We start from the raw sequence: 25748 nt of genomic DNA on the forward strand, positions 1-25748 counted from the left end.
GCCGCCCTTTTTTTGTCCGCTACGGATGTGGCCGACGGCCAAGGCCGTGAACGTCCAGCGGGCAAGACCATGATCCCCAATCTCGATAGCCGCCTTGACCTCGCCACCACGCGCCTATCGTTGCGACGCCCCGCCGGGCATGATGTGGAGGGGATCGTTTCGATCGTCGGGGATTGGGAGGTTGCGCGCCGACTGGCCCGCGTACCGCATCCTTATGGCCCGGATGACGCGCGCTTTTTTCTGGATCAGGTCGTACCGGCCGAGTGGGTATGGGCGATCACGCTACGGGGCGAGAATAGGTTGATCGGCGCCGTCGGGCTGACCCCGGAAGGCGACGCGGATACTGCAGAGCTGGGCTATTGGCTGTCCCCTGCGCATTGGGGACGTGGAATCGCGACCGAGGCAGCGCAGGCGGTCGTCGATTTCGGGGTCGAGCGACTCGGTCTTGCCCGTCTGACCTCGGGCTATTTCGAGAACAATCCGGCGCCCGGTCGGGTACTTACCAAGCTGGGCTTTGTCGAGACGGATCGGGTCCTGTGTTCCTGCATGGCGGTCGGCGGGAACATGCCATCGGTGCGGATGGTGCTGGAGCCTCCGTCCCCCCCCGGCACGAGGAGGTGGCAGGGCGAAGCCCTGACGGAGGGGGGCTTCCTCCTAGAGTTGAAAACGATCAACTCTGCTCACCCCTCCCCTTCAGGGGAGGGGCCGGGGGTGGGACGCTTCCGCAAGCGCAACGGCCATGGCGACGCCCCACCCCAACCCCTCCCCTAAAGGGGAGGGGCTAAAGCCGTGCAATGCTGATCGCTTTCAATTCAGGACGATCTTTGCGGCCAGACCCCTCCACCACCGCTTCGCGGCGGTCCCCCTCCCCTTGCAGGGGAGGAATTCCAGAGGCCCATAACAAAAGGGGCGAGCACCTCGCGATGCCCGCCTCCCTTCGTTCGTCCCATGCAGCCCGATCAGATGTGGATCGGCTTGCCCTGCACCGCCATGGCGGCTTCCTTGAGCGCCTCGGCATGGGTCGGGTGCGCGTGGCAGGTATAGGCGATGTCTTCCGACGTCGCGCCGAACTCCATCGCCTGCGCGGCCTGCGCGATCATCGTGCCCGCGAGCGACGAGATGATCCACACGCCCAGCACGCGGTCGGTCTTGGCATCGGCGATGACCTTCACGAAGCCGTCGGTGTCGCGATTGGTCTTGGCGCGGCTGTTGGCCATGAAGGGGAACTTGCCGACCTTCACCTCGCCGCGCTCCTTGGCGGCCTCTTCCGACAGGCCGACACCGGCGATCTCGGGCATGGTGTAGACGACGCTGGGGATGACATCGTGGTTCACGATGCCGGTCTGGCCCGCGATGTTTTCCGCCACCGCGACGCCTTCGTCCTCGGCCTTGTGCGCGAGCATCAGGCCCGGCGCGACGTCGCCGATCGCCCAGACGCCGTCGACATTGGTCGCGAAGTCATGGTCGATCTCGACCTGGCCACGGCCGTTCAGCTTCACGCCGGCGGCTTCGAGGTTCAGCCCGTCGGTGTTGGGCTTGCGGCCGATCGCGACCAGCACGGCGTCGGCCGACAGCGTTTCCGCCGCGCCGCCTGCCGCCGGTTCGACCGACACGGTCGCGCGGTCGCCCTCGACGGTGACGCCAGTCACCTTGGTCGAGGTCTTCAGTTCCATGCCCTGCTTCTTGAACAGCTTGGCCGATTCCTTGCGGACCTCGCCATCGAAGCCGGGCAGGATCTGGTCGAGATATTCAACGACCGTGACCTTGGCCCCCAGGCGACGCCAGACCGAACCCAGCTCCAGGCCGATCACGCCGCCGCCGATGACGACCAGATGCTCGGGCACCTTGGGCAGCGCCAGCGCGCCGGTCGAGTCGACGACGACCTTCTGGTCGATCTCGACACCCGGCAGCGGGGTGACGACCGAGCCGGTCGCGATCACGATGTCGCGCGCGGTGACAATCTGGTCGCCGACCTTGACCGTGCTCGAATCCTGGAACGCGGCCTTGCCCTTCAGCCAGGTGACCTTGTTCTTCTTGAACAGATATTCGATGCCGCCGGTCAGCTCGCCGACCGCCTTGGCCTTTTCGGCGTGCATCTGGTCGAGGTTGAGCTTCGCGCCCTCGATCTCGACACCGAACTTCGCCAGCGCGCCGTGGCTCGCTTCCTCGAACAGCTCGGAGGCGTGCAGCAGCGCCTTGGACGGGATGCAGCCGACATTGAGGCAGGTGCCGCCCAGCGTCTCGCGCGCTTCGGCGCACGCGGTCTTCAGGCCCAGCTGCGCCGCGCGGATCGCCGCGACATAGCCGCCGGGGCCAGCGCCGATCACCAGGACGTCATAGTCATACTCAGCCATTTGTCTCTCCCGTTCCCCGGCTCTCGGGGTCCAGCCTGCGGGCGCACCCGCCTGTCACAGCAAGGACGGACCCTCGTGGTTACGAGGGTCCGTATAGATCACAAAGCGATCAAAGGTCGATCAGGATGCGGGTCGGGTCCTGGATCGCGTTCTTCAGCGCGACGAGGAAGGTCACCGCCTCGCGGCCGTCGATGATCCGATGGTCGTAGGACAGCGCCAGGTACATCATCGGGCGGATGACGATCTGGCCGTCGACGACCACGGGGCGCTCCTCGATACGGTGGAGGCCCAGCACCGCCGACTGGGGCGGGTTGATGATCGGGGTCGACATCAGCGAGCCGAACACGCCGCCGTTCGAGATGGTGAAGGTGCCGCCCTTCATCTCGTCCATCTTCAGCGTGCCGTCCTTGGCGCGCTTGCCGAAGTCGCCAATGGTCTTTTCGATGCCCGCCACCGTCAGGTCCTGCGCATCGCGGATGACCGGCACGACCAGGCCGTTCGGGGCGGAGACGGCGACCGAGATATCGGCATAGTCGTGATAGACGATCTCATCGCCCTCGATCGAGGCGTTGACCGAAGGAATGTCCTTCAGCGCCATCGTCGCGGCCTTCACGAAGAAGCCCATGAAGCCCAGGCGGACGCCGTGCTTCTTCTCGAACAGGTCCTTATACTTGGCGCGCGCCTCGATCACCGCGGTCATGTCGACGTCGTTGAACGTCGTCAGCATCGCGGCAGTGTTCTGCGCTTCCTTCAGGCGCTTGGCGATCGTCTGACGCAGGCGCGTCATCTTCACGCGCTCTTCCTTGCGCGCCGAACCGGCAGGCGCAGCGGCCGGAGCAGAAGCGGCCGGAGCCGGGGCGCTCGACTTGTTGGCGGCGGCGGCGGCGACATCTTCCTTGGTGATACGGCCGTCCTTGCCGGTGCCCTTGATCGTCGCGGGGTCGAGGCCATGCTCCAGCACCGCACGGCGCACCGACGGCGACAGCGCGGCGGGCGAATCGCTCGAATCGTCGGCGGCCGGGGCGGCGGCGGGAGCCGGAGCAGCCGCCGGAGCCGCGGTCACCGCAGGCGTCGCCGCTTCGGTCTTGGCCGGGGCCGAACCACCGGCGTCGACGGTCGCCAGCAGCGCGCCGACCTGCACCGTGTCGCCGACCTTCACCGCATGGTCGCCCATGACACCCGCCACCGGCGAGGGCACTTCGACCGAGACCTTGTCGGTCTCCAGGCTCGCGATCGGCTCGTCGACCGCCACCGCATCACCCGGCTGCTTCAGCCATTCGCCGAGCGTCGCTTCGGAGATCGATTCGCCCAGTACCGGGACCAGAACTTCAGTCGCCATTTCCATTTCCTCCGCCCGGTCCATCGACCGGGGCTCTTACGCGGGCGGGCAAGACGCCCGCGCCAGATTTCATCCCTCCCCGGTCCCGCGAAGGACCGGGGCACTCGTCAGTCGTTCAGTCCGCCGCCGCCGTGGTCGGCTTGGCGGTCGTGTTGCTGCCTTCGGCGCGCGTCCGGCGGATTTCCTCGCGGACATTATGGCCCAGCGCATCGGCGACCAGCGCGCCCTGCTCGGCAGTGTGACGCTTCATCAGGCCGGTGGCGGGCGAAGCCGCCGCCGCACGACCCGCATAACGGGCACGCTTCACCGAAGCCCCGGCCTCGGCCAGCGACTCCTCGATCAGCGGCTCGACGAAGAACCAGTAACCGTTGTTCTTCGGCTCTTCCTGCGCCCAGACCACGTCCTGCAGGTTCGGCATCCGCGCGATCCGCTTGGCGAGCGCGTCGCTCGGGAACGGATAGAGCTGCTCGACGCGCACGATCTGGGTCGTGGTATCGCCTGCCGCGTCGCGTGCCTCGATCAGGTCGTATGCGACCTTGCCGGTGCACAGGACCAGCCGCGTCGTGGCCTCGTCGGCGGCACCATTGGTGTCCGACAGCAGGCGGCGGAAGTGGCTCTCGCCCTGGAAATCCTCGGCCTTCGACACTGCCAGCTTGTGGCGCAGCAGCGACTTGGGCGTGAAGACGACCAGCGGCTTGCGGAAGTTACGATGCATCTGGCGGCGCAACAGGTGGAAATAGTTGGCCGGGGTGGTGCAGTTCGCAACCTGGATATTGTCGTTGGCGCAGGACTGGAGGAAGCGCTCCGGACGTGCCGACGAGTGCTCCGGCCCCTGCCCTTCATAACCATGCGGCAGCAGCATCACGAGGCCGTTGGCACGCAGCCACTTGGACTCGCCGCTCGTGATGAACTGGTCGATCATGATCTGCGCGCCGTTGACGAAGTCGCCGAACTGCGCCTCCCACAGCACCAGCGTCTTCGGATCGGCCAGCGCATAGCCATATTCGAAGCCCAGCACGCCATATTCGGACAGCGGGCTGTCCAGCACTTCGAAGCTGCCATGCTCGACGGTCTTGAGCGGCACGTACTTGTGCTCGTCGGTCTGGTCGACCCAGACCGCGTGACGCTGCGAGAAGGTGCCGCGACCCGAATCCTGGCCCGACAGACGCACGCCATAGCCTTCCGACAGCAGCGAACCGAAGGCCAGGGCCTCGCCGGTCGCCCAGTCGAAATTGTCGCCGGTGGCGAACATCTGGCGCTTGGCGTCGAGCACGCGGTTCAGCGTCTTGTGGACCTGAAGCCCTTCCGGGATCGTGGTCAGCGTGCGGCCGATCGCGTCGAACAGCTTCTTGTCGAGGCCGGTCTCCACGTTGCGGCGACCCTGATCGGTTTCCTTGGGCGCCGACAGACCCGACCAGCGACCGGCGAACCAGTCGGCCTTGTTGGGCTTGTAGCTCGCGCCCGCCTCGAACTCGCCTTCGCAGCGGGTGGTGTACTGCTTGATATTCTCGTCGACCCAGGCCTGATCGACCACGCCCTCGGACACCAGACGCTTCGCATAGGTCTCGGCCACACCGGGGTGCTGGCGGATCTTGTTGTACATCAGCGGCTGGGTGAAGCCCGGCTCGTCGCCCTCATTGTGACCGAAGCGGCGATAGCACCACATGTCGATCACGATGTCGCGGTGGAACTTCTGACGGAACTCGATCGCCATCTTGGTGGCGAAGGTCACCGCCTCGGGATCGTCGCCATTGACGTGGAAGACCGGCGCCTGGACGCCCTTGGCCACATCCGACGGATAGGGCGAGGAGCGCGCGAACTGCGGGCTGGTGGTGAAACCCACCTGGTTGTTGATGATGAAGTGGATGCAGCCGCCAGTGTTGTAGCCGCGAATCCCTGAGAAGCCGAGGCATTCCCAGACGATGCCCTGGCCCGCAAACGCCGCGTCGCCATGGATCAGCACCGGCACCGAGGCCGAGTGATCCTCCAGATCGCCCGCGATCGTCTGGATCGCGCGGGTCTTGCCCAGCACGACCGGGTTCACCGCCTCGAGGTGCGAGGGGTTGGCGACCAGCGACATATGGACCTTGTGGCCGTCGAATTCACGGTCGGTCGAGGTGCCGAGGTGATACTTCACGTCGCCCGAACCGCCGATGTCATCGGGGTTGGCCGAACCACCGGCGAATTCGTGGAAGATCACGCGCAGCGGCTTGGCCATCACATTGGCCAGCACGTTCAGACGGCCGCGATGCGCCATGCCGAACACGATCTCGCGCACGCCCATCTGGCCACCGTACTTGATGACCGATTCCAGCGCGGGGATCATCGACTCGCCGCCGTCCAGGCCGAAGCGCTTGGTGCCGACATACTTCTTGCCGAGGAACTTTTCCCACTGCTCGGCCTCGATGACCTTGTTCAGGATGGCCTTCTTGCCATCGACGGTGAACTCGATCGCCTTGTTCTGGCCTTCCATCCGGTCCTGGAGGAAACGGCGTTCCTCCACGTCCGCGATGTGCATGTACTCAAGGCCGACATTGCCGCAATAATTCTTGCGCAGCGTGTCGACCAGCTCGCGAACGGTCGCCCATTCGAAGCCCATCGTGCCGCCGAGGTAAACCTTGCGGTCGAGATCGGCGTCGGTGAAGCCGTGATATTCGGTCTTCAAGTCTTCGGGCAGCTCACGCAGGCCCGACAGGCCCAGCGGGTCGAGGTTCGCCGCGAGGTGACCGCGCACCCGATAGGTGCGGATCAGCATCTGCGCGCGGATCGCGTCGCCCGCCGCCTTGACGATGTCGGCGGTCGAGGGAGCGGCGGCCGCAGCCGCAGGCGCAGGCTTGCCACCCTTGGCGGGCTTGGGGGCCGGTTCCATCTGGGTCGGGTCGAGGCCCGCCGTCAGGTCGTCGGTCGAGGTCAGCGGCCAGCGCTTGTTCTGCCAGCTGGGGGCGCCCACGCCCTGCTCCAAACCCTCGAAGAAGGTCCGCCAGCCCGCATCGACCGACGCCTGGTCGGCCTGATACTTGGCATAGAGCGTTTCGATGAAAGCGGGGCTGACGCCCGCCGCGATGTCGCTGAATTCCTGGCCTTCGTAGCCCATGAGACGCTTCCTCGACCGCCCGTCTTCTTCATGATCGCCACCCCGGCACATCCGCCTGGGGTCCGCAGCCGCGAGCGGCCCGCCTGCCGCCACGGACCCCGGCGGTTGTGCCGGGGTGACGCGATACGCCTTACTTGTTCAGCACCGACAACAGCGTCGAGCCGAGTTCCGACGGGCTGGCCGCGACCTTGATCCCGGCCGCTTCCATCGCCGCGATCTTGTCCTCGGCGCCGCCCTGGCCGCCCGACACGATCGCACCGGCATGGCCCATGCGACGGCCCGGAGGCGCGGTACGGCCCGCGATGAAGCCGGCCATCGGCTTCGAACGGCCGCGCTTGGCTTCGTCACGCAGGAACTGCGCGGCTTCTTCTTCCGCCGAGCCACCGATTTCGCCGATCATGATGATCGACTGGGTTTCGTCGTCGGCCAGGAACAGCTCCAGCACGTCGATGAAGTTGGTGCCGTTGACGGGATCGCCGCCGATCCCGACCGCGGTCGTCTGACCCAGGCCCGCATTCGAGGTCTGGAACACCGCCTCATAGGTCAGGGTTCCCGAGCGCGACACGACGCCGACCGAGCCCTTCTTGAAGATCGAACCCGGCATGATGCCGATCTTGCACTCGCCCGGCGTCAGGACGCCCGGGCAGTTCGGGCCGATCAGGCGCGACTTGGAACCCGACAGGGCGCGCTTGACCTTGACCATGTCGAGGACCGGAATCCCTTCCGTGATCGCGACGATCAGCGGAATCTCCGCGTCGATCGCTTCCAGGATCGAGTCGGCCGCGAAGGGCGGCGGCACGTAGATGACCGACGCGTCGGCGCCCGTCTTCGACTTGGCTTCGGCGACGGTGTTGAAGACCGGCAGGCCGATATGCTCGGTGCCGCCCTTGCCCGGCGTCACGCCGCCGACCATCTGCGTGCCGTACGCCAGCGCCTGCTGGGTGTGGAACGTGCCGGTTTCACCCGTCATGCCCTGGGTGATGACCTTGGTGTTCTTGTTGACGAGGATGCTCATCTGCTTTTCGTCCTTACCGCCCCGGCGTACGCCGGGGTCCAGTTGGGAAGACGGTCATGGAAGCGCGATCCGATCGTAAAGATCATCCCAGTCGGGATTGAGTCCTTCGATTTCCTGCAACTTCCAGCCCCGTCTCCATTCTTTCATTTGCAGCTCGCGCTGCCGTGCAAATTCCAGGCTCTCATGCACCTCGTACCAGACGAGCAGATGACAGCCATATCGTTTCGTGAACCCCTCGACGACGCCGTTGCGATGCTCCCAGGCCCGTTTCGGCAGGTTGATCGTCGACCCCAGATAGAGCGTTCCGTTCCGGCGGTTGGCCATAATGTAAACATAGGCCGGACCATCCATGGGGGAGGACACTCCCAACTGGACCCCGGCTTTCGCCGGGGTGGGTGCTCACTCGCTGATTACGCCAGGCTCTCGTCGATGCCCTTGCAGGCGACGAGCAGTTCCTTGACCGCGTCGACCGAGACCTGAAGGTTGGCCTTCGCCTCGTCCGACAGCTTGACCTCGACGACCTTCTCGACGCCGCCGGCGCCGATCACGACGGGCACGCCGACATAGAGGTTGTCGATGCCATATTCACCCGACAGGTGCGCGGCGGCCGGCAGGATGCGCTTCTGGTCGTAGAGATACGCCTCGGCCATCGCGATGCCGCTGGTGGCGGGCGCATAGTAAGCCGAGCCGGTCTTGAGCAGGGCGACGATCTCGCCGCCGCCGCCACGGGTGCGCTTGATGATCTCGTCGACCTTTTCCTTGGTCGAGAAGCCCATCTCGATCAGGTCGCTGACCGGAATGCCGCTGACGGTCGAATATTCCAGGACCGGGACCATGGTGTCGCCGTGGCCGCCGAGCACGAAGGTGTTCACGTCCTTCACCGACACGCCGAACTCCTCGGCGAGGAAGTGCGAGAAGCGCGCCGAGTCGAGCACGCCCGCCATGCCGACCACCTTGTTCGCGGGCAGACCCGAGAATTCGCGCAGCGCCCAGACCATCGCGTCGAGCGGGTTGGTGATGCAGATCACGAACGCGTCGGGCGCGTTGTCGCGGATGCCCTCGCCGACCGCCTTCATCACCTTCAGGTTGATGCCGAGCAGGTCGTCGCGGCTCATGCCGGGCTTGCGTGCGACACCGGCGGTGACGATGATGACATCGGCGCCCGCGATGTCGGCATAGTCGTTGGAACCCTTGATATTCGCGTCGAAGCCTTCGACCGGGCCGCACTGCGACAGGTCGAGCGCCTTGCCCTGGGGTACGCCCTCGACAACGTCGAACAGGACGATATCGCCCAGCCCCTTGAGCGCGGCGAGGTGCGCCAGCGTGCCGCCGATGTTACCGGCGCCGATCAGCGCGATCTTCTTGCGAGCCATTCCAATCCTACTCCGTAGTGGACGTACGTGATTGGTCACGCGGCCTACGCCTATTGGGGCGTCGGGGCAACCGTTATTCCACAGAGTTTAAGATTTTAAACGATAATAGTTCGCAAATGCATTAAGGCGTCATCAGCCCTTCATCGGGACCATGACCCTGGGCCAGATACTCGTCCGATCGCATCTCTTCCAACCGGCTGATCGTGCGTTCAAACTCGAACCGGCCGTCCCCGGTTTCATAGAGTTCGGCGGGCTGCGCGTCGGCTGCGGCGAGCAGCTTGACCTTGTGTTCGTAGAGCGCGTCGATGAGCTGGACGAAGCGCGCCGCCTCGTTGCGATTCTCCGGCCCCAGCTTGGGAATGCCGACCAGGATGACGGTGTGGAAGCGTCGCGCCACCGCCAGATAGTCCGCCGCGCCCCGCGCCTCGCCGCACAGACGCTTGAACGAGAAGACCGCGACGCCTTTCAGCGCCTTGGGTACATGCAGCACGCGTCCACCGACCTTCAGGTCCTCGGAAGGCACATGCGCGGCATCCTCGACCGGATAGTCGGTCAGGCGGAAGAACGCCGCCGACAGCGTCATCGTCGCCTTCGGCCCATTGGGCACCAGCCAGGTGTCGAGCCGCCCCAGCCGGTCGCGCCGATAATCAGTCGGCCCGTTGAGCGCCAGCACGTCCAGCCGTTCCTCGATCAGCGCGATGAAGGGCAGGAAATGTTCGCGATTCAGCCCGTTCTTGTAGAGGTCCTTGGGCGGCCGGTTGGAGGTGGTGACGATCGTCACCCCCGCCTCGATCAGCGCGATGAACAGCCGCGACAGGATCATCGCGTCGGGGCTGTTCGTGACCATCATCTCGTCGAACGCCAGCAGCCTGACCTCCTCGGCCAGCGCAGCGGCGACGGGGGCGATCGGGTCGCCCGCCTGCTTGGCGCGCTCGGTGGCGATGCGGGCGTGGACCTCCAGCATGAACTCGGCGAAGTGGACGCGGCGCTTGGTCTCGACCGCGACGTGATCGAAGAACAGGTCCATCAGCATCGACTTGCCGCGCCCGACGTCACCCCAGAGATAGACCCCCTTGGGGGCAGGCGCACCCTTGCCGGTCAGGCGGGCGAGGAAGCCGGTCTTGCGCGGGGTTTCCAGCTCGGTCGCGAGCTGTTCGAGACGCGCGGCGGCGCCGGCCTGTTCGGGATCGGGGCGAAGCTCTTCGGCGGCGATCAGGCGATGATAGGCGTTGAGGATGTCGGGCATGTTGGGGGCGATGTCTGCCCCGAGTCCGATTCCGTCAACCCCATTCCTCCCCTGCAAGGGGAGGTGGCAGGCCGAAGGCCTGACGGAGGGGTGTCACCGCTTCGTTGGGGATACTGCCCCTCCACCATCCTTCGGATGGTCCCCTCCCCAAGCCAAGTTTGGGGAGGAATAAGAAAAGGGGGCCGTTTCCGACCCCCTTTCCCGTTTCCATCGAAAGCAGCCGGATCAAATGACCCGTTCGGCTTCCATCTTCTTGATCTCGGCGATCGCCTTGGCGGGGTTCAGGCCCTTGGGGCAGACATTCGCGCAGTTCATGATCGTGTGGCAGCGATACAGGCGGAAGGGATCTTCCAGCTCGTCCAGACGCTCGCCGGTCATCTCGTCGCGGCTGTCGGCCAGCCAGCGATAGGCCTGGAGCAGGATCGCCGGACCCAGGAACTTGTCGCTGTTCCACCAGTAGCTGGGGCACGAGGTCGAGCAGCAGGCGCACAGGATGCACTCGTACAGGCCGTCCAGCTTCGCGCGGTCGTCGGGCGACTGGAGCCGCTCCTTGCCCGAGGGGGCGGGCGACACGGTCTGCAGCCACGGCTTGATCGAGGCGTACTGCGCATAGAAATGCGTGAAGTCGGGGACCAGGTCCTTGACCACGTCCATGTGCGGCAGGGGCGTGATCTGGACCGTGCCCTTCACATCCTCGATCGCGGTGGTGCAGGCCAGGCCGTTGCGCCCGTCGATATTCATCGCGCACGATCCGCAAATGCCCTCGCGGCACGAACGGCGGAAGGTCAGCGAGCTGTCCTGCTCGGCCTTCATCTTGATGAGCGCGTCGAGCACCATCGGGCCGCACTCGTCCAGATCGACCTCGAACGTGTCGTAGCGCGGATTCTGGCCCGAATCGGGGTCGTAGCGATAGACCTTGAACTTTTTGATGCGGCCCGAGGTGGTCGGCTTATGCGTTTCGCCCTTCTTGATGACGCTGTTCTTCGGCAGGGCAAATTCGGCCATGGTCACAAACCCGCTGGATGGGCCGACAGGCATGTCGGCAAAGGATCGCCCCCGCCGATACATGACAGGGGCGCTTGTCGCAAATGTCTTGACCGATTTAGGCGCTGCCTCAGATCACATCAAGCACGAGGCCCAGATCGCGTGCCTCCTCGGCGTCAATATACCAGTTGCTGCGCGCCTTTTCCCGGAGCGTCTCGAAGGTCACCTTCGACCCGTTGACGATGGCGCGAAAGCCTTCCTCCTGGATCAGCACCGACTGCTCGATCTCGTGCAGCTTGGCCTTGAGCACGACCGGCAGGTTGGTCAGCGGGCCGGACAGGTCGATCGAGCCCGACATCTGGCGTTCGTGGAGCATCAACCGGGTGCCGCGCGTCAGGAAGCGATACTCGACCGGAAAGGCCGACATGAAGGTCGCCCCCGCCGAATAGACGGCGACCTTGCCCAGGAACAGCGTATCGCGGCCGCTATGATCGCGCAGCAGGCGGATCGAGTCGCCCATCGCCCGCGCCATCTCCGGGTCGCCGCCCAGCGTGGTGATCGACACGACCAACGGGCCATCGCTCGGCGCGGCGGCGAGTTGGTCCTTGAAACCGGCGTACATCACCTCGTCCACCGTACCGTAAAGCTGGATATGGGGCTGGGCGAGCAGCGGGTAATTCACCGCGTTGTTGAGTTGGTCATGCATGATGCGCGAACCGGGAGTGCGGCATAAGGTTCCGGTTCTGAGGTTCGGGCGTGGCCTTCGACGTCGCTCAGGCTGAACGGAGGCTGGGAAACATGCCCCCGCCCCGTTCGGGCTGAGCGAAGTCGAAGCCCAAGGGAAGCCCTATCCCAATTTCCCCTTCGCGTGAGCCTGCGTCCCTCGGGTCAGAACGTCATCCCCATCCATGACCGCCGCCACGGGAATATCCGGCAACGCCTTGATCGCCTCATACAGCGGAGCGAAATCCGTCTCCAGCGTCGTCCGAAGCAATTCCTCGTAACTCGGAATCACGAAATAATTCTGCTGGAAGTCGTCGATCCGATACTCTGTCCGCATCACCCGAGCGAGGTCGAAGCCGATTCGGTTGGGGCTGGGATCCTCCAGCGCGAAGCAGCTCTCCGAATAGCTCGACACGATGCCCGCGCCATAGATTCGCAAATCCCCATCCTCGCGCACCAGTCCGAACTCGACCGTGTACCAATAGAGCCGCCCGAGATATTTCAGCGCATCCATCCCCAGCGCCCGCTGCCCGCCCCGGCCATAGGCGGCGAGGTAATCGGCGAAGACCGGATCGGCGAGCATCGGCACATGGCCGAACACGTCGTGGAAGACGTCCGGCTCCTGGAGATAATCGAGCTGATCCGGCCGCCGGATGAAATTGCCCGCGACGAAGCGGCGATTGGCCATATGGTCGAAGAACACATCGTCCGGCACCAGCCCCGGCACCGCGACCACCTGCCACCCGGTCAGTTTCATCAGCCGGTCGGACAGTTCCTCGAAATCGGGAATGCCCGGCCGCGACAGCTTGAGAACGTTCAGCCCGCGCAGATACGCTTCCGACGCGCGGCCCGGCAGCAATTGGGATTGGCGCGCGAACAGCGTATCCCAGGTCGCATGTTCCTCCGCGGTGTAATGCTCCCACCCTTGCGGGATGGTCCAGTCGGCTCCGGCGCCTTCGGGCGGGGCGGCGAGAACATGGGTATCCTGTGCCATAAGCGGAGCCTATCATGATGATGGTGACAAATGAAACCATATCGTGGCGACGGCTGGGGCGCGTTGCAAGGGGGGCGTTGGCCGCTATCGGGCTGATCCTGCTGGCCTATCTGGGCGCGGGGCTGGCGCTTGGGGCGATCCCGCGGGCGACCGTGCCGATGCCGGAGGCGGGCGCGGATGCCGTCACGATCTTCGTCGAGTCAAGCCCTGTCCACACCGCGATCATCGTGCCCAAACAGGCGGCAGGCATGGACTGGCGCGATTGGGCGAGGCCGCAGGATCTACGCGACCCGCGCTATGCGGGCTTTCCCTTCCTCGCCATCGGCTGGGGCGAGGCGGGTTTCTTTCGCGAGACGCCGCACTGGCGTGACGTGAAGCCGGGCACGATCCTGCACGCCGCGCTGGGCAGCGACCGGACGCTGATCCATGTCGACCATCTGCCCCTGCCCCGCGCGAATGGCGAGGATGTGCGGGCGATCCGCCTGTCGCGCGAGGCCTATCGCCACCTGATCGCCTTCATTCAGGCGAGCTGGCGGCGCGGAGGGCCGCATTATCCGGGCTATGGCGTGTATGACGCCTTTTATGACGCGAGCGGGCGGTACAGCGCCACGCATACCTGCAACAGCTGGACCGGCGACGCGCTGGCGGCGGCAGGGGTGCGGATGGGATGGTGGACGCCCTTCCCATGGACGGTGACATGGTGGCTGTGATCCCGCCTTCCTCGCCCCCTCGGCTGCGGTCTGGAACCGGACCGACGGGCTGGTCGCGGGCACGATCTGCCGCGACGATATGACCCCGGCGGTCGAGGTCCGATCCAGCCCTTTATGGGTCCAGCACCGACCCGAGGTCCGGGCTGCCGTGGCGGCCATCCTCGCCGGATGGCCGCCGCCCGTCAGCGATCAGTAACCGGCGCGATAGCCGTCATAGCCCTGCTGGCTGGGCTGGCCCTGCCGTCCCTGCTGACATTGCTCCGGGTGCTTGCGGCACTGCTTCTCATAGTCGCGGCGCTCGCGGCCTTCCTTGGCCTCCTGCTTGCGCATCTTGCGGCCGTAATTGCGGTCGGCCTCGGACTGGCTGGTCGTCGTCCAGTCGACCACCTGCCCCGCCGCCTGGAACGGCGCCTTCACCACGCTGGCCACCGTCTTGACGCAGCCCCCGGTCGCCAGCGGGAAAGTCAGGACGGCGAGTTTCAGGACAAGGTTACGCATGGATACGGGGTCTTTCAGCGGGCGCGCAAAAAAGCGTTGCGCGTTTCTACCCCGATTTGCGGGAAATCGGTGAAGAAACCGTCGATGCCCTGGCCCAGTGCGGCGCGAATTTCGCCCGCGACATCGCCATGCGCCCTGGGATCGGCGCCCTTGCGAAAGGCCGCCCGCACGAACTGGTTTTCCGCGCGATAGGTCCAGGGGTGGACACGCAGGCCCGCCGCATGGGCGTCGGCGACCAAGGACGAAGGCGCATCGCCGTTCCACAGCATCGCCTTGTCCGGCCCGATCCCCCAGGCATAGGTCGCGACCTGCTTCATGCCTTCGGGCGTCATCATTGCGGCATAGCTGGGCGCGGCCCTGTCGGCCGGGCCACCCTCGCCTGCGACCAGCTGGATCAGGCGGATGCCGGTCATGGTCTTCAGATGCTGGAGGTTCTTCACCTCGAACGACTGGATGAAGACCGGCGCGTCCGCCGTCGTCCACCCCGCCTTGTCGAGCGCGGCGACCAGCGGCGCATCGGTGCCCTTGCCGATCGATGCGAAATAGGCCGGATGCTTGGTTTCGGGATAGATGGAGATGGTGCGCCCGGTCTCCCTCGACCGGGTCTTTGCCAGCGCGATGATCTCCTCCAGCGTCGGGATTTGGAATTGCCCGTCATAGGTGGTCGAGCGCAGCTGGGGCAGGCGTTCGCGGGCGCGCAATGTCTTCAGCTCGGCCAGCGTGAAGTCCTCGGTGAACCAGCCGGTCTCGGTCTGGCCGTCGATCGTCTTGGTTGTCCTGCGATCGGCGAACTCCGGATGGGCGGCAACATCGGTGGTGCCCGAAATCTCGTTCTCGTGCCGCGCGACGAGATGGCCGTCCCTGGTTGGCACCAGATCGGGTTCGATCACGTCCGCCCCCTCGCGGATCGCGAGATCATAGGCGGCCAGCGTGTGTTCGGGACGCTCCCCGCTCGCCCCGCGATGCGCGATGACGATGGGCGAGGAGAGCGGCGTCTGGGGTTCGGCGGACATGGCCTCACCCTGCCCCAAGACCAGCGCGGCGGCAATGAGAGTGGTTCGCAACGGGAAACGTGGGGAATTCATGGCGTTTGTTCATCCAATCCTGTTCCCAAAGGGGATGCCGCATGCATTTCACAATCAATGGTCAATCGCATGACATCGAGGTCGATGTCCGAACCTCCCTTCTCGATCTGTGTCGCGAGCATCTGGGCCTGACCGGCTCCAAGAAGGGCTGCGACCATGGTCAGTGCGGTGCTTGCACGATGCTGGTCAACGGCCGCCGCGTGAACAGCTGCCTGACGCTGGCGGTGATGCATCAGGATGACGAGATCACCACCATCGAGGGGCTGGGCCAGCCGGGCAACCTCCACCCCTTGCAGGACGCCTTCGTCCGCCATGACGGCTTCCAGTGCGGATATTGCACGCCGGGGCAGATCTGCTCGGCCGTCGGCATGATGGACGAAGTGAAGAAGGGCTGGCCCAGCCATGTCACCGGGGATCTGGGCGCGGCCGAGCTGACGGTCGAGGAAATCTCCGAGCGGATGAGCGGCAATCTGTGTCGCTGCGCCGCCTATCCCAACATCGTCGATGCGATCCGCGATGCGGCGGGTCTGGGCGACCGCAATCCCAATGAGGATGTCGGCAAGGAGGTCGCGGCATGAAGCTGTTCGACTATGCCCGCGCCGATTCGGTCGCGACGGCAACCCGCGACGGGGCGGTCCCTGGCGCGCGCTTCATCGCAGGCGGCACGAACCTGCTCGACCTGATGAAATTGCAGGTCGAGGCGCCCGAGACTCTGATCGACATCAGCCGCCTGCCCCTGACCGACATCGAGGAGCGTGAGGATGGCGGGCTGACCATCGGTGCGCTGGTGCCCAATAGCGACCTTGCCGCCGACAAGCGCGTGATCGAGCGCTATCCGGTGCTGTCGCGCGCCTTGCTGGCGGGCGCCTCGGGGCAGCTGCGCAACAAGGCGTCGACCGGCGGCAACCTGCTCCAGCGGACGCGCTGCTATTATTTCTACGACCCCTCCACCCCCTGCAACAAGCGCGAGCCGGGCAGCGGATGTTCGGCGATCGGCGGCGAGAACCGCATCCTCGCGATCCTCGGCACCTCGGACCAGTGCATCGCGACTCACCCCAGCGACATGGCGGTCGCCATGCGCGCACTGGAGGCGATCATCGTCACGCAAAAGCCCGATGGCGATCGCCGCCGGATCGCGATCGGCGACTTCTATCGCCTGCCGGGTAATATGCCCGAGATCGAGAATGTGCTGGAGCCGGGCGAGCTGATCACCCATGTCGAGCTGCCCCCCGCCCCGGCGGGTCGCCAGACCTATCGCAAGGTCCGGGACCGGGCATCCTATGCCTTTGCGCTGGTTTCGGTCGCCGGGATCGTCGCCGTCGAGGGCGGCCGGATCACCTCGGCACGCCTCGCCTTTGGCGGGCTTGGCCCGATGCCATGGCGCAACGAGGCGGTGGAGGCCGCGCTGGTCGGACAGGCGCCGACCGATGCCAGCTTCCACGCCGCCGCCGATGCGCTGCTGGCGGACGCCAGGGGCTATGGCTCGAACGACTTCAAGATTCCGCTGACGCGCCGCATTCTGGTCGCGACGCTCCGTGAACTGACGCAGGAGGGCTGATCCCATGTTCGGATTCGGCAAGGACGACAAAAACGCGCTGACCATGAATCAGCCGCATCCCGACAGCCTGCTCGACACGGGCGTGCAGGGCGTGATTTCCAAACCGCTCGACCGGGTGGACGGCCCCAAAAAGGTGACGGGCACCGCCACCTATGCCGCCGAGTACGCCATCGAGAATGTGGCGCATGGCGTGCTGGTCAGTGCGACCAGGGGCCATGCGAAGATCAAGACGATCGATGCCGATGCGGTTAAGGCCATCCCCGGCGTCATCGACGTCATCACCGACTATGACACCTTCATCCGCAACTCGCAGCAGGGCGGCGAGACGAGCGCGCCGACGCAAGGCGTGCGCACGGTCGACTATTTCGGCGAGATCATCGCCATCGTCGTCGCCGAAAGCTTCGAGGTGGCACGCGACGCCGCCAAGCAGCTGAAGGTCGATTACGAACCGCTCGACGGCACCTTCGACTATGAGGCGAACAAGGGCGAGGCCGAGCCCGCGCCCGACGGCCTGATCAAGGGCCATTACGACCAGGGCGATTTCGACCAGGCGTTCGAGAATGCCGCCGTCAAGGTCGACGTCACCTACACCACCCCCAGCCAGAACTCGGCGGCGATGGAGCCCCATGCTTCGATCGCGGTGTGGGAAGACGGTGCGCTGACGCTGTACGGTGCCTACCAGATGCCGACCTCCGACGCGCAGCAGCTGGCCAAGGCGCTGGGCGTGTCGGCGTCCAAGGTGCGGATCATCTCGCGCTATATCGGCGGCGGGTTCGGGTCGAAGCTGGGCATCGCCCCCGAAAGCGTCGCCGCCGCCATCGCCGCCAAGCAGCTGGGTCGCCCGGTCAAGGCCGTGATGCTGCGCCAGCAGGTGTTCGAGGCGACCGTGCGCCGTTCCAACACCGAACAGCGGATGCGGCTGGGCGCCGAGGCGGGCGGCAGGATCGTCGCGCTGGGCCATGAATCGATCACCTCCAACCTGCCCGACGAAGATTTCTTCGAGCCCGTCGGGATCGGTACGCACTTCCTCTATGGCGGTGAGAACCGGCGGATCAACCATGACGTGGTCCGGCTGAACTGGACGCTGTCGGGCTCGATGCGCGCGCCGGGCGAGGCGGTCGGCATGGTCGGCATGGAATGCGCCATGGACGAGCTGGCCGAGGCGATCGGCATGGACCCGATCGCCCTGCGCAAGGTCAACGATCCCGAGCAGGACCCGGAACTCAAGGTCCCCTATTCCACCCGCCAGCTGACCCGCTCGCTGGAGGAAGGCGCCAGGCATTTCGGCTGGGACCAGCGCCGGAAGCCGGGCCAGCGGCGCGAGGGCGACTGGCTGATCGGCATGGGCGTTGCCGCCGCCTGCCGCTCCAACCAGTTGCAGCAGTCGGCCGCCAAGGTCGAACTCCACCCCGATGGCAGCGCGACCGTTTCCTCGGCGATGACGGATATCGGCACGGGCAGCTACACGATCATGGCGCAGATCGCCGCCGAGATCCTGGGCCTGCCGGTCGAGCGCGTGACGATGGCGCTGGGCGACACCAACGATCCCCCCGCCGCCGGTTCGGGCGGGTCCTGGGGCGCCGCCTCGGCGGGCTCGGCGGTCTATCTGGCGGCCGAACGCGTGCGCGAGAAGCTCGCCAAGGCGATGGGTGTCGAACCCGATGCACTGACGCTCAAGGACGGCATGGCGATCGGCGACAACCGCTCGGTCCCGATCGGCGAGCTGGTCGGCGAAAAGGGCCTGTCCGCGATCGGCGAGATCAAGCCGGGCGCGCAGGAGAAGCAGTATAGCCAGGCCGGTTACGGCGCACATTTCGCCGAGGTCGGTGTGAACGTCATCACCGGCGAAGTACGGGTCCGGCGGATGCTGGGCGTGTTCGCGGCCGGGCGCGTGCTCAACGCCAAGACGGCGCGCTCGCAGTGCCTGGGCGGCATGACCTTCGGCATCGGCACCGCGCTGACCGAGGATCTGATCCACGATCCGCGCACGGGCAAGGTGGTGAACCACGACCTCGCCGAATATCATGTGCCGGTGAATGCCGACGTGCCCCAGCTGGAAGTCCATTTCCTCGACGAGCGTGACATCCACGCCAATCCGATCCATGCCAAGGGGATCGGCGAGCTGGGCATTTCCGGCGCGGCCCCGGCGGTGGTCAACGCCATCTACAATGCCACGGGTGTCCGGGTGCGCGAGATGCCGGTGACGCTCGACAAGCTGCTCGATCACCTCCCGGCGCTTTGATGAGCGACCATGACAGCGTCCTTGCCGCCGCCCGCGAATGGCGGGGCGAGCCGATGGCGATCGCGACCGTGGTGTCGACCTGGGGGTCGGCACCGCGTCCGCGCGGCAGCCATATGCTGGTCCATGCCGATGGCCGGTTCGAGGGGTCGGTGTCGGGCGGCTGTGTCGAGAACGACATCCTCCACACCGCCGCCGAGGTGATCGCGGGCGCGCCCTTCCAGGTGAAGCGCTATGGTGTCGCCGATGCCTCGGCCTGGGAAGTCGGCCTGCCCTGCGGCGGCGAGATCGCGGTGATGGTGCAGCCCGTATCGGCGGACGGCTTCGATCCCGAAATCTTCGACCGGATCGCCGAGGCCCGCGAGGCCGGCCGCGCCCTGACCGTCACGACCGACCTGGCCACCGGCCATTCGGACCTGCGGCCCGTGGAGACCGGCGAGGTCTTCGCCAACCGCTACGACCCGCCGCGCCGGTTGCTGATCGTCGGCGCGGTGCAGATCGCGCAGAGCCTGGCGCAACTGGCGCAGACGCTCGGCATCGCGACGGTCGTCATCGATCCGCGCGCGCGCTTCCTGACCGAGGAGCGCTTTCCCGGCGTCACGCTCGACGATCGCTGGCCGGACGAGGCAGTGGTCGCCTATGCGCCCGGCCCCGCCACTGCCGTCGTGACGCTCAGCCACGACACCAAGATCGACGACCCCGCGCTCGTCGCTGCGCTGGCGAGCGACACCGCCTATGTCGGCGCGCTGGGCAGTCGGCGCAGCCATGCCGCGCGGCGGGAGCGTCTGGCGGCGATGGGCGTTTCTCCGTCAGCGATCGACCGGATCGATGGCCCTGTCGGCCTCGACATCGGTGCGATCGGCCCCTCCGAGATCGCGCTGTCGATCGCGGCGGCGATGATAGGAGCCTTTCATGATCGACCCTAAGGATGTGGTGCTCGTCCTGCTCGCGGCGGGACAGTCGAGCCGCTTTGGGATGGCAAACAAGCTGGAGGCCGAATTTCTCGGCAAGCCGGTCGGTTTTCACGTCACCACCGCGTTGGAGAGCATTCCCTTTGCCGACCGGATCGTGGTGACGGACGGTTGCCAGCTCGACTTCGGGGCACGCGGATACCGGGTGATCCATAATGACGATGTCGGACAGGGCATGTCCCACTCGATGCATCTGGGCGTCCGCGAGGCCATGGCGACCTCACCCCAGGCGATCCTGATCGCGCTGGCCGATATGCCGCGCGTGACGGCCGCGCATATCTATCGCCTGTTCGATGCCTTTGACGGGCCGGACTCGGTCGTGGTGTCGAGCAATGGCGAGCATCCCACCCCGCCGGGCGTCTTCGGCTCAGGCCAGTTCGAGGCGCTGCTCAAGCTGGAAGGCGACGAAGGCGGCCGCAGGCTGGTGGCGGGCGGGCGGCATGTCGTGACCGCCCCGGCGGAACTGATCGATATCGACACGCCCGAGGATCTGGAAAAGCTCCGGCAGCTCGTCCACGCCCCCGAGCGCACGATCACTCGTGCCGTAGCGCGTCAATCGGATTGAGCGCCGCGGCCCGCCGCGCCGGGAAATAGCCGAAGACGACCCCGATCACCGCCGAGATCGCAAAGGCGATGATGTTGATCTGGGGGTCGAAGGTCCAGGGCACCTGCATCAGCGGAACCAGCAAGGCGATGATCGCCTGCGCCAGAATCAGGCCGATGATCCCGCCCAGGCAGGACAGCACCACCGCCTCGACCAGGAACTGCATCAGCACTTCGCGCGCGACCGCGCCGATCGCCAGGCGGATGCCGATCTCGCGCGTGCGCTCGGTCACCGACACCAGCATGATGTTCATGATGCCGATGCCGCCGACCACTAGGCTGATCGCCGCCACCGCCGCGACGATTCGGGTCAGCATCGTCGTCGTGCTGGTCAGCGTGTCGCTGATCTGCTTGGTGTCGAAGATATTGAAGTCATCGTCCTTGCCGCCGGTGATGCTACGCCGCTCGCGCAGCAGGTCGGTCAGCGACGATTGCACCGCCGAGGTCGAATAGGCCTGATCGACGCCGACCAGCATCAGGCGGATATCGCGGCTGCCGGTGAAGCGCCGCTGCACCGCCTTGATCGGCATCAGCACCACGTCATCCTGATCGCCGAAGCCCCCCTGCCCTCGCGTCGTCAGCACGCCCACCACGTCGCAGCTGATCGCCCCGATGCGGAAGCGCTTGCCCACCGCATCGGTGCTGCGGAACAGATTCTGGCGCACGGTATTGCCGATGACACACACCGCCTTGCCCGCCGCCTGCTCCGCGCCCGTCCAGTATCGCCCCGATGCCAGCGGCCAGGGCTGTACGGTGAAATAGGCCAACGTCGTGCCGGTCACGGTCGTCGACCAGTTCGCGCCCTCATAGATGGCGGTCGCGGTCGTCTGCGCCTGCGGTGCCACCGCCGTGACGCCCGCGATCTGGTCGGCGATCGCCTCGACATCCTCGGGCTTGAAGTCGGGCGGACGCGGGCCGCCGCCGCCGCGGCCGAAGCCCTGACCGGGGCGGACCTGCAGGATGTTGGTGCCCAGCGACGAGATGGACTGCTGCACGGCGGCGGTCGTCGCCTTGCCCAAAGTCACCATGGTCACGACCGCGCCGACGCCGATGATGATGCCCAAAGTCGTCAGGAACGATCGCAGCACATGCCGCCGGATCGAGCGGATGGCGAGGATGAGCGTGGTGCCGAACATCAATGCATATCCATGGCGGGCACGACACCCGGCCGGTGCTGCGCCTCGACCCGATCGACCAGCCCGTCCTTGAAGTGGATGACGGTGCGCGCGAAGGCCGCCATGTCCGGCTCGTGCGTGACCATCAGCACGGTGATGTTGCTGTCGCGGTTGAGGCCGGTCAGCAATTCCATGATCTCGACCGAGCGTTCGGAATCGAGATTGCCGGTCGGCTCGTCGGCGAGAAGGACGTCGGGGCTGGTGACGATGGCGCGGGCGATCGCCACACGCTGCTGCTGCCCGCCCGACAGCTCGGCGGGGGTATGGTCCCACCATTTGTCGAGTCCCACCTTCTCCAGCGCGGCCATGCCCAGGTCGCGCCGGGTCCTTTTGTCCTCGCCGCGATAGAGCAGCGGCAGCTCGACATTCTCCAGCGCGGTGGTGCGCGACAACAGGTTGAAGCCCTGGAACACGAAGCCCAGATAGCGCCGCCGCAGCATCGCGCGCTGGTCGCGGTCCAGCGTCTCGACATGATGGCCGCGAAACAGGAAATTGCCGCCGCTCGGCACGTCGAGGCAGCCCAATATGTTCATCGTGGTCGATTTGCCCGACCCAGACGGCCCCATCACCGCGACGAAATCGCCCGCCGCAATGTCCAGATCGACACCCTTCAGCGCCTGGAACTGGGTCGCGCCCATCCCATAGGTCTTGGTGACGCCGCGAAGCTGGATGAGCGGGGCGTCAGCGGCCACCACCGCCACCCTGCTGGCCGCCGCCCTGACGCCGCTGGCCACCGCCACGGGGCGCTGCGCTCTCGCCGCCCGCCAGCTGGCCGGTGATGACCTGCATATCGGGTTTCAGGCCACCCGACAGAACCTCGGTCATCGATCCGTTGGTGTCGCCGGTGACGATCTGGATCGGCTGCGGCTTGCCGTCCTGTCCCCGGACATAGACGGTCTGGGTCGCGCCGCGCTGAACGGTCGCGGTGCGCGCGGCCCGGTCGCGGCGTGGTCTGAAGGTCAGCGATCCGGCGATGCCGCCGCCGCCCTGTCCCGCGCCGTCCGACGGCTTGAAGCGCAATGCGGCATTGGGGATCAGCAGGACGTTCTTCTTGTCCGACGTCACGATATCGGCGGTCGCCGTCATGCCGGGGCGCAATTGAAGGTCCGGGTTCGCCACCGTCAGATCGGCGGCATAGCTGACCACCTGCCCCGTGGTCGACGTGGCGCTGGCCGAGGACGAGGTGGACGAGGTCGCCGCGCTGACCGTCAGGTTCGACCCCAAATCGACACGGGTGATCGTCGCCGGGAAGGTCCGCCCCGGAAAGGCGTCGACGGTGAAACTGGCCTTTTGCCCGACCTTGACCTCGCCTACGTCCGCTTCGTCGATCGCGACCTCCAGCTTCATCTTGGTCAGGTCTTCGGCGATCACGAACAGGGTCGGCGTGTTGAACGAGGCGGCGACCGTCTGGCCCGGATCGACCTGCCGCGCCAGCACCACGCCGGAGACGGGCGAGCGGATGATGGCGCGCTGACGCTGGGTCTGCGACTGCGCCAGCTGCGCGCGGGCGGCCGTCACATTGGCCTCCGCCACGCGCAGCGCCGCGACCGCGCGCTGGGCATCGGCACGCCCCGCCTGAAGTTCGGTGGCGGAGGGCACGCGGCCGTTCGACAGCTTGTAGACCTGTTCCAGCCGCGCGAGCTGTGCCTGCGATTCCGACACGGTCGCGCGCGCCTGCGCCACCTGCGCGACATTGGCGGCCAGCGTCGCCTGCGCGGCCCGGATCTGGTCATCGATCTGTTCGGGATCGATCAGCGCCAGCGCCTCGCCCGCCTTCACCCGGTCGTTCACATCGACCACCACCTTGGTGACCAGACCCGACAGCTGCGAGCCGACCGTCACCTGGTTGGTCGGCGCCAGCTTGCCGGTGGCCGAGACGGTTACGGTCAGGTCGCCGCGCGTGACCGGCGCGGTGGCGAAGCCCGCCTCCTTCGATCCGCCGAAACAGCTTTTGAGCAGCAGCGCCAGCAGGACGACGCCGACGATCACCACGCCCCACTGCACCCATTTGCGCCAGCGCGGCTGTGGCTTCACGCCCAGGAAATCGTCGAGAGTCTGGTCGGCCATCAGCGGTTGTCCGGGGTTGTGGCGAGGCGCGGCGGCGCTTCGGGGGTGGTCGTGTCGTCCCATCCGCCGCCCAGCGCGGCGAACAGCGCGACTTGCGCGGTCGCGGCGTCGGAGCGAGCCTGAACCAGCCCGTTCTGCGCGTTCAGGAACGCCGCCTCCTGTTGCGACAGGGTGGTGAAGTCGGTGAGGCCCGAGCGGTACTGGCTACGCGCCAGGATCGCCGAGTTGCGCGCGGCATCGAGTTGGATGGAGAATTGCCGCTCCCGCTCGCGCGCCGTGTTGAGCGCGACGATGGCGTTCTCGACATCCTCCAGCGCCAGCAGCACGGTGCCCTGATAGGCGGCATAGCTCTGATCGGCGAGCGCCTGCGCGTTACGCACCTGGCTGCGCAGCCGCCCGCCGTTGAAGATCGCCTGGGTCAGGCCCGCAAACAGGCTGCCGGTGATCGCATCGCCTAACGAGCCGATGCTGGTCGCCGCCGTGTTGATGTTCCCGGAAATGGCGAGCGCCGGATAGAGCGCCGCCTGCGCCACGCCGATCCGCGCGGTGGCGGCGGCCAGATTGCGCTCGGCGGCGCGGACATCGGGGCGGCGGCGCAGGATATCGGCGGGGATGCCGGTGCCGATCACGGCCGGGCCGGTGGGGATCGGCCTGACCGCCGCGAGCCGCGCCTTGACCGCGCCGGGCGCCTGGCCGGTCAGCACGCCCAGCCGCGAAACGGCGGCATTATATTGCTGCTCGATCGAGGGGATGGTGGCGGCGGTCTGTGCCCGCTGGCCCCGCGCCTGTTCGGCATCGAGCGAGGAGACGAGGCCCGCCTGTACGCGGAAGCCCGCAATCTCCAGATTGTCGTCCTGCAGCGACAGGCTGGCCCGCGCATTGGCAAGCTGCGCCTGATAGGCACGCGCCAGCATATAGTTGCGCGCCAGTTCGCTCTCTACGGTCAGCAGCGTCGCGGCATAGCTGAACCCCGCGCCCTCATAGGTCGCGCGCGTGGCCTCGACCGTGCGGCGGACTTCGCCGAACAGGCCGACTTGGTAACTGGCCGACAGTCCCACGGTGAAGCTGTTGCTGCCGCCCCCGCCGGTGTCGACCACGGTGCCGTCGGGCAGCGTGAAGCTGCGCCCCCCGCCGCGCAGATTCTCGTTGCGCTGATAGCCGGTCGAGCCGGAGACATTGGGCAGCAGCGAGGCGCGGCTCTGGATCAGGCTTTCGCGCGCCTGACGCAGCCGGGCGATCGCCTGGACGACATCGGTATTGGCGACCACCGCCTGCTCGACCAGTTCGGCGAGCAGCGGATCGTCGAACGACCGCCACCAATGGCCGAGGTCCTGCGCCTGCGCCGTGGCGGCGGGCACCGACCAGGCATCGGGCACCCCCAGCGCTTGCGGCGCGGCGGGGCGGTAATCGGGGCCGACCGTACAGCCGGACAAGGCGGCGGTGACGAGAAGAAGGACGCGGGTGCGAGGCCTCATGGGGCGGGAACGTGCCGTGCCGTTACGGCCCCGTCCAGTGTGTTTCTGTCGCAAATTGTGACGGCTGCGGCATATTTCCGTCATCCGGCAGCACACGTTTCGGGAAGGCGAAGGTTCCCCGTCGATCCAAAAATTCTCCCCGGCACGGGGAGGTGGCAGGGCGCAAGCCCTGACGGAGGGGGGCTTCCACAAAGGTCATCCCTTGCGGCGATCCCCCCTCCACCAGCTTCGCTGGTCCCCCTCCC

Annotated in this window: 23 protein-coding genes; 7 read left to right on the forward strand and 16 right to left on the reverse strand. The window is 66.4% G+C overall.

Annotation, left to right across the window (positions count from 1 at the left end; all coding sequences use genetic code 11):
• Positions 1-27 precede the first annotated feature (27 nt).
• Complete coding sequence (locus tag BSZ14_RS06590) at positions 28-771, forward strand: GNAT family N-acetyltransferase (RefSeq protein ID WP_076710320.1); 744 nt, start codon at positions 28-30, stop codon at positions 769-771.
• A gap of 188 nt (positions 772-959) precedes the next feature.
• Here the strand turns inward: BSZ14_RS06590 and lpdA are convergent, their stop codons facing one another.
• The 10 genes from lpdA to phhA form a co-directional block, all read right to left on the reverse strand.
• Positions 960-2354: a dihydrolipoyl dehydrogenase gene (gene lpdA, locus BSZ14_RS06595; RefSeq protein ID WP_042484038.1), complete on the reverse strand. Its 1395-nt coding sequence runs from the start codon at positions 2352-2354 to the stop codon at positions 960-962.
• A gap of 109 nt (positions 2355-2463) precedes the next feature.
• The gene (odhB, locus tag BSZ14_RS06600; protein WP_076710360.1) at positions 2464-3693 is read right to left on the reverse strand and encodes a 2-oxoglutarate dehydrogenase complex dihydrolipoyllysine-residue succinyltransferase; all 1230 of its coding nucleotides are present in this window, start codon (positions 3691-3693) and stop codon (positions 2464-2466) included.
• A gap of 115 nt (positions 3694-3808) precedes the next feature.
• Positions 3809-6787: a 2-oxoglutarate dehydrogenase E1 component gene (locus BSZ14_RS06605; protein ID WP_042484036.1), complete on the reverse strand. Its 2979-nt coding sequence runs from the start codon at positions 6785-6787 to the stop codon at positions 3809-3811.
• 130 nt (positions 6788-6917) lie between these two features.
• Positions 6918-7802 carry a succinate--CoA ligase subunit alpha gene (gene sucD / locus BSZ14_RS06610; RefSeq protein WP_042484035.1) on the reverse strand — a complete coding sequence of 295 codons (885 nt, stop codon included), beginning with the start codon at positions 7800-7802 and terminating at the stop codon, positions 6918-6920.
• Positions 7803-7856: 54 nt separating this feature from the next.
• Positions 7857-8153 carry a GIY-YIG nuclease family protein gene (locus BSZ14_RS06615; RefSeq protein WP_042484031.1) on the reverse strand — a complete coding sequence of 99 codons (297 nt, stop codon included), beginning with the start codon at positions 8151-8153 and terminating at the stop codon, positions 7857-7859.
• Between the two features lie 59 nt (positions 8154-8212).
• Positions 8213-9175, reverse strand: coding sequence for a malate dehydrogenase (gene mdh, locus BSZ14_RS06620; protein ID WP_058715168.1), 963 nt, complete (start codon positions 9173-9175; stop codon positions 8213-8215).
• 121 nt (positions 9176-9296) lie between these two features.
• Entirely contained in the window at positions 9297-10421 is a 1125-nt protein-coding gene (gene zapE / locus BSZ14_RS06625) for a cell division protein ZapE (protein WP_076710321.1), read from the reverse strand.
• Between the two features lie 225 nt (positions 10422-10646).
• Positions 10647-11426, reverse strand: a complete 780-nt coding sequence (locus tag BSZ14_RS06630) for a succinate dehydrogenase iron-sulfur subunit (RefSeq protein ID WP_076710322.1) — start codon at positions 11424-11426, stop codon at positions 10647-10649.
• Between the two features lie 109 nt (positions 11427-11535).
• Positions 11536-12111, reverse strand: coding sequence for a ClpP family protease (locus BSZ14_RS06635; RefSeq protein WP_076710323.1), 576 nt, complete (start codon positions 12109-12111; stop codon positions 11536-11538).
• Positions 12112-12252: 141 nt separating this feature from the next.
• Positions 12253-13122: a phenylalanine 4-monooxygenase gene (gene phhA / locus BSZ14_RS06640; protein WP_076710324.1), complete on the reverse strand. Its 870-nt coding sequence runs from the start codon at positions 13120-13122 to the stop codon at positions 12253-12255.
• A 14-nt stretch (positions 13123-13136) separates the two neighbouring features.
• On the opposite strand from phhA, the gene BSZ14_RS06645 reads away from it, so the two are divergent.
• The gene (locus BSZ14_RS06645; protein ID WP_083748145.1) at positions 13137-13832 is read left to right on the forward strand and encodes a TIGR02117 family protein; all 696 of its coding nucleotides are present in this window, start codon (positions 13137-13139) and stop codon (positions 13830-13832) included.
• A gap of 189 nt (positions 13833-14021) precedes the next feature.
• Here BSZ14_RS06645 and BSZ14_RS06650 read toward each other — a convergent pair whose 3' ends face one another.
• A complete protein-coding gene (locus tag BSZ14_RS06650) occupies positions 14022-14330 on the reverse strand; it encodes a hypothetical protein (RefSeq protein ID WP_076710325.1) in 309 nt (102 codons plus the stop codon).
• A 14-nt stretch (positions 14331-14344) separates the two neighbouring features.
• On the reverse strand, positions 14345-15343 hold the full coding sequence (locus BSZ14_RS06655; protein WP_076710326.1) for a glycerophosphodiester phosphodiesterase: 999 nt from the start codon (positions 15341-15343) through the stop codon (positions 14345-14347).
• A 113-nt stretch (positions 15344-15456) separates the two neighbouring features.
• Here BSZ14_RS06655 and BSZ14_RS06660 point away from each other — a divergent pair, with 113 nt between their 5' ends.
• From BSZ14_RS06660 to BSZ14_RS06680, 5 genes are read left to right on the forward strand one after another with little or no spacing between them, the layout of a single operon-like run.
• A complete protein-coding gene (locus BSZ14_RS06660; RefSeq protein ID WP_076710327.1) occupies positions 15457-15993 on the forward strand; it encodes a 2Fe-2S iron-sulfur cluster-binding protein in 537 nt (178 codons plus the stop codon).
• Positions 15990-16973, forward strand: coding sequence for an FAD binding domain-containing protein (locus BSZ14_RS06665; protein ID WP_076710328.1), 984 nt, complete (start codon positions 15990-15992; stop codon positions 16971-16973). The genes BSZ14_RS06660 and BSZ14_RS06665 overlap by 4 nt, the downstream gene beginning before the upstream one ends.
• Before the next feature lie 4 nt (positions 16974-16977).
• Positions 16978-19215, forward strand: coding sequence for a xanthine dehydrogenase family protein molybdopterin-binding subunit (locus tag BSZ14_RS06670; protein WP_076710329.1), 2238 nt, complete (start codon positions 16978-16980; stop codon positions 19213-19215).
• Entirely contained in the window at positions 19215-20138 is a 924-nt protein-coding gene (locus BSZ14_RS06675; RefSeq protein ID WP_076710330.1) for an XdhC family protein, read from the forward strand. The genes BSZ14_RS06670 and BSZ14_RS06675 overlap by 1 nt, the downstream gene beginning before the upstream one ends.
• Positions 20125-20748 carry a nucleotidyltransferase family protein gene (locus BSZ14_RS06680; protein WP_042484009.1) on the forward strand — a complete coding sequence of 208 codons (624 nt, stop codon included), beginning with the start codon at positions 20125-20127 and terminating at the stop codon, positions 20746-20748. The genes BSZ14_RS06675 and BSZ14_RS06680 overlap by 14 nt, the downstream gene beginning before the upstream one ends.
• On the opposite strand, the gene BSZ14_RS06685 is transcribed toward BSZ14_RS06680, so the two are convergent.
• The 4 genes from BSZ14_RS06685 to BSZ14_RS06700 are packed head-to-tail and all read right to left on the reverse strand — an operon-like array spanning position 20717 to position 25503.
• Positions 20717-21922 (reverse strand): ABC transporter permease, encoded by a 1206-nt coding sequence (locus BSZ14_RS06685; protein ID WP_042484007.1) that lies wholly within the window; start codon positions 21920-21922, stop codon positions 20717-20719. The two genes, BSZ14_RS06680 and BSZ14_RS06685, sit on opposite strands and share 32 nt — an antisense overlap.
• A complete protein-coding gene (locus BSZ14_RS06690) occupies positions 21922-22653 on the reverse strand; it encodes an ABC transporter ATP-binding protein (RefSeq protein ID WP_076710361.1) in 732 nt (243 codons plus the stop codon). Before BSZ14_RS06690 ends, BSZ14_RS06685 begins: the two co-directional genes overlap by 1 nt.
• Positions 22643-24028: an efflux RND transporter periplasmic adaptor subunit gene (locus BSZ14_RS06695; RefSeq protein WP_076710331.1), complete on the reverse strand. Its 1386-nt coding sequence runs from the start codon at positions 24026-24028 to the stop codon at positions 22643-22645. The genes BSZ14_RS06690 and BSZ14_RS06695 overlap by 11 nt, the downstream gene beginning before the upstream one ends.
• Positions 24028-25503 carry an efflux transporter outer membrane subunit gene (locus tag BSZ14_RS06700; RefSeq protein WP_076710332.1) on the reverse strand — a complete coding sequence of 492 codons (1476 nt, stop codon included), beginning with the start codon at positions 25501-25503 and terminating at the stop codon, positions 24028-24030. Before BSZ14_RS06700 ends, BSZ14_RS06695 begins: the two co-directional genes overlap by 1 nt.
• Positions 25504-25748: the final 245 nt, after the last annotated feature.

Source organism: Sphingomonas sp. Sph1(2015), assembly GCF_001970915.1.
GTDB classification, from domain to species: Bacteria; Pseudomonadota; Alphaproteobacteria; order Sphingomonadales; family Sphingomonadaceae; genus Sphingomonas; species Sphingomonas parapaucimobilis.

Coding starts and splice junctions, on each gene's coding strand:
- BSZ14_RS06665 (WP_076710328.1), top strand. CDS start 15,990: ATGAAGCTGTTCGACTATGCCCGCGCCGATTCGGTCGCGACGGCAACC.
- phhA (WP_076710324.1), bottom strand. CDS start 13,122: ATGGCACAGGATACCCATGTTCTCGCCGCCCCGCCCGAAGGCGCCGGA.
- BSZ14_RS06695 (WP_076710331.1), bottom strand. CDS start 24,028: ATGGCCGACCAGACTCTCGACGATTTCCTGGGCGTGAAGCCACAGCCG.
- BSZ14_RS06700 (WP_076710332.1), bottom strand. CDS start 25,503: ATGAGGCCTCGCACCCGCGTCCTTCTTCTCGTCACCGCCGCCTTGTCC.
- odhB (WP_076710360.1), bottom strand. CDS start 3,693: ATGGCGACTGAAGTTCTGGTCCCGGTACTGGGCGAATCGATCTCCGAA.
- BSZ14_RS06635 (WP_076710323.1), bottom strand. CDS start 12,111: ATGCATGACCAACTCAACAACGCGGTGAATTACCCGCTGCTCGCCCAG.
- sucD (WP_042484035.1), bottom strand. CDS start 7,802: ATGAGCATCCTCGTCAACAAGAACACCAAGGTCATCACCCAGGGCATG.
- BSZ14_RS06685 (WP_042484007.1), bottom strand. CDS start 21,922: ATGTTCGGCACCACGCTCATCCTCGCCATCCGCTCGATCCGGCGGCAT.
- mdh (WP_058715168.1), bottom strand. CDS start 9,175: ATGGCTCGCAAGAAGATCGCGCTGATCGGCGCCGGTAACATCGGCGGC.
- BSZ14_RS06670 (WP_076710329.1), top strand. CDS start 16,978: ATGTTCGGATTCGGCAAGGACGACAAAAACGCGCTGACCATGAATCAG.
- BSZ14_RS06660 (WP_076710327.1), top strand. CDS start 15,457: ATGCATTTCACAATCAATGGTCAATCGCATGACATCGAGGTCGATGTC.
- BSZ14_RS06675 (WP_076710330.1), top strand. CDS start 19,215: ATGAGCGACCATGACAGCGTCCTTGCCGCCGCCCGCGAATGGCGGGGC.
- BSZ14_RS06605 (WP_042484036.1), bottom strand. CDS start 6,787: ATGGGCTACGAAGGCCAGGAATTCAGCGACATCGCGGCGGGCGTCAGC.
- BSZ14_RS06655 (WP_076710326.1), bottom strand. CDS start 15,343: ATGTCCGCCGAACCCCAGACGCCGCTCTCCTCGCCCATCGTCATCGCG.
- BSZ14_RS06615 (WP_042484031.1), bottom strand. CDS start 8,153: ATGGATGGTCCGGCCTATGTTTACATTATGGCCAACCGCCGGAACGGA.
- BSZ14_RS06645 (WP_083748145.1), top strand. CDS start 13,137: ATGATGATGGTGACAAATGAAACCATATCGTGGCGACGGCTGGGGCGC.
- lpdA (WP_042484038.1), bottom strand. CDS start 2,354: ATGGCTGAGTATGACTATGACGTCCTGGTGATCGGCGCTGGCCCCGGC.
- zapE (WP_076710321.1), bottom strand. CDS start 10,421: ATGCCCGACATCCTCAACGCCTATCATCGCCTGATCGCCGCCGAAGAG.
- BSZ14_RS06680 (WP_042484009.1), top strand. CDS start 20,125: ATGATCGACCCTAAGGATGTGGTGCTCGTCCTGCTCGCGGCGGGACAG.
- BSZ14_RS06630 (WP_076710322.1), bottom strand. CDS start 11,426: ATGGCCGAATTTGCCCTGCCGAAGAACAGCGTCATCAAGAAGGGCGAA.
- BSZ14_RS06650 (WP_076710325.1), bottom strand. CDS start 14,330: ATGCGTAACCTTGTCCTGAAACTCGCCGTCCTGACTTTCCCGCTGGCG.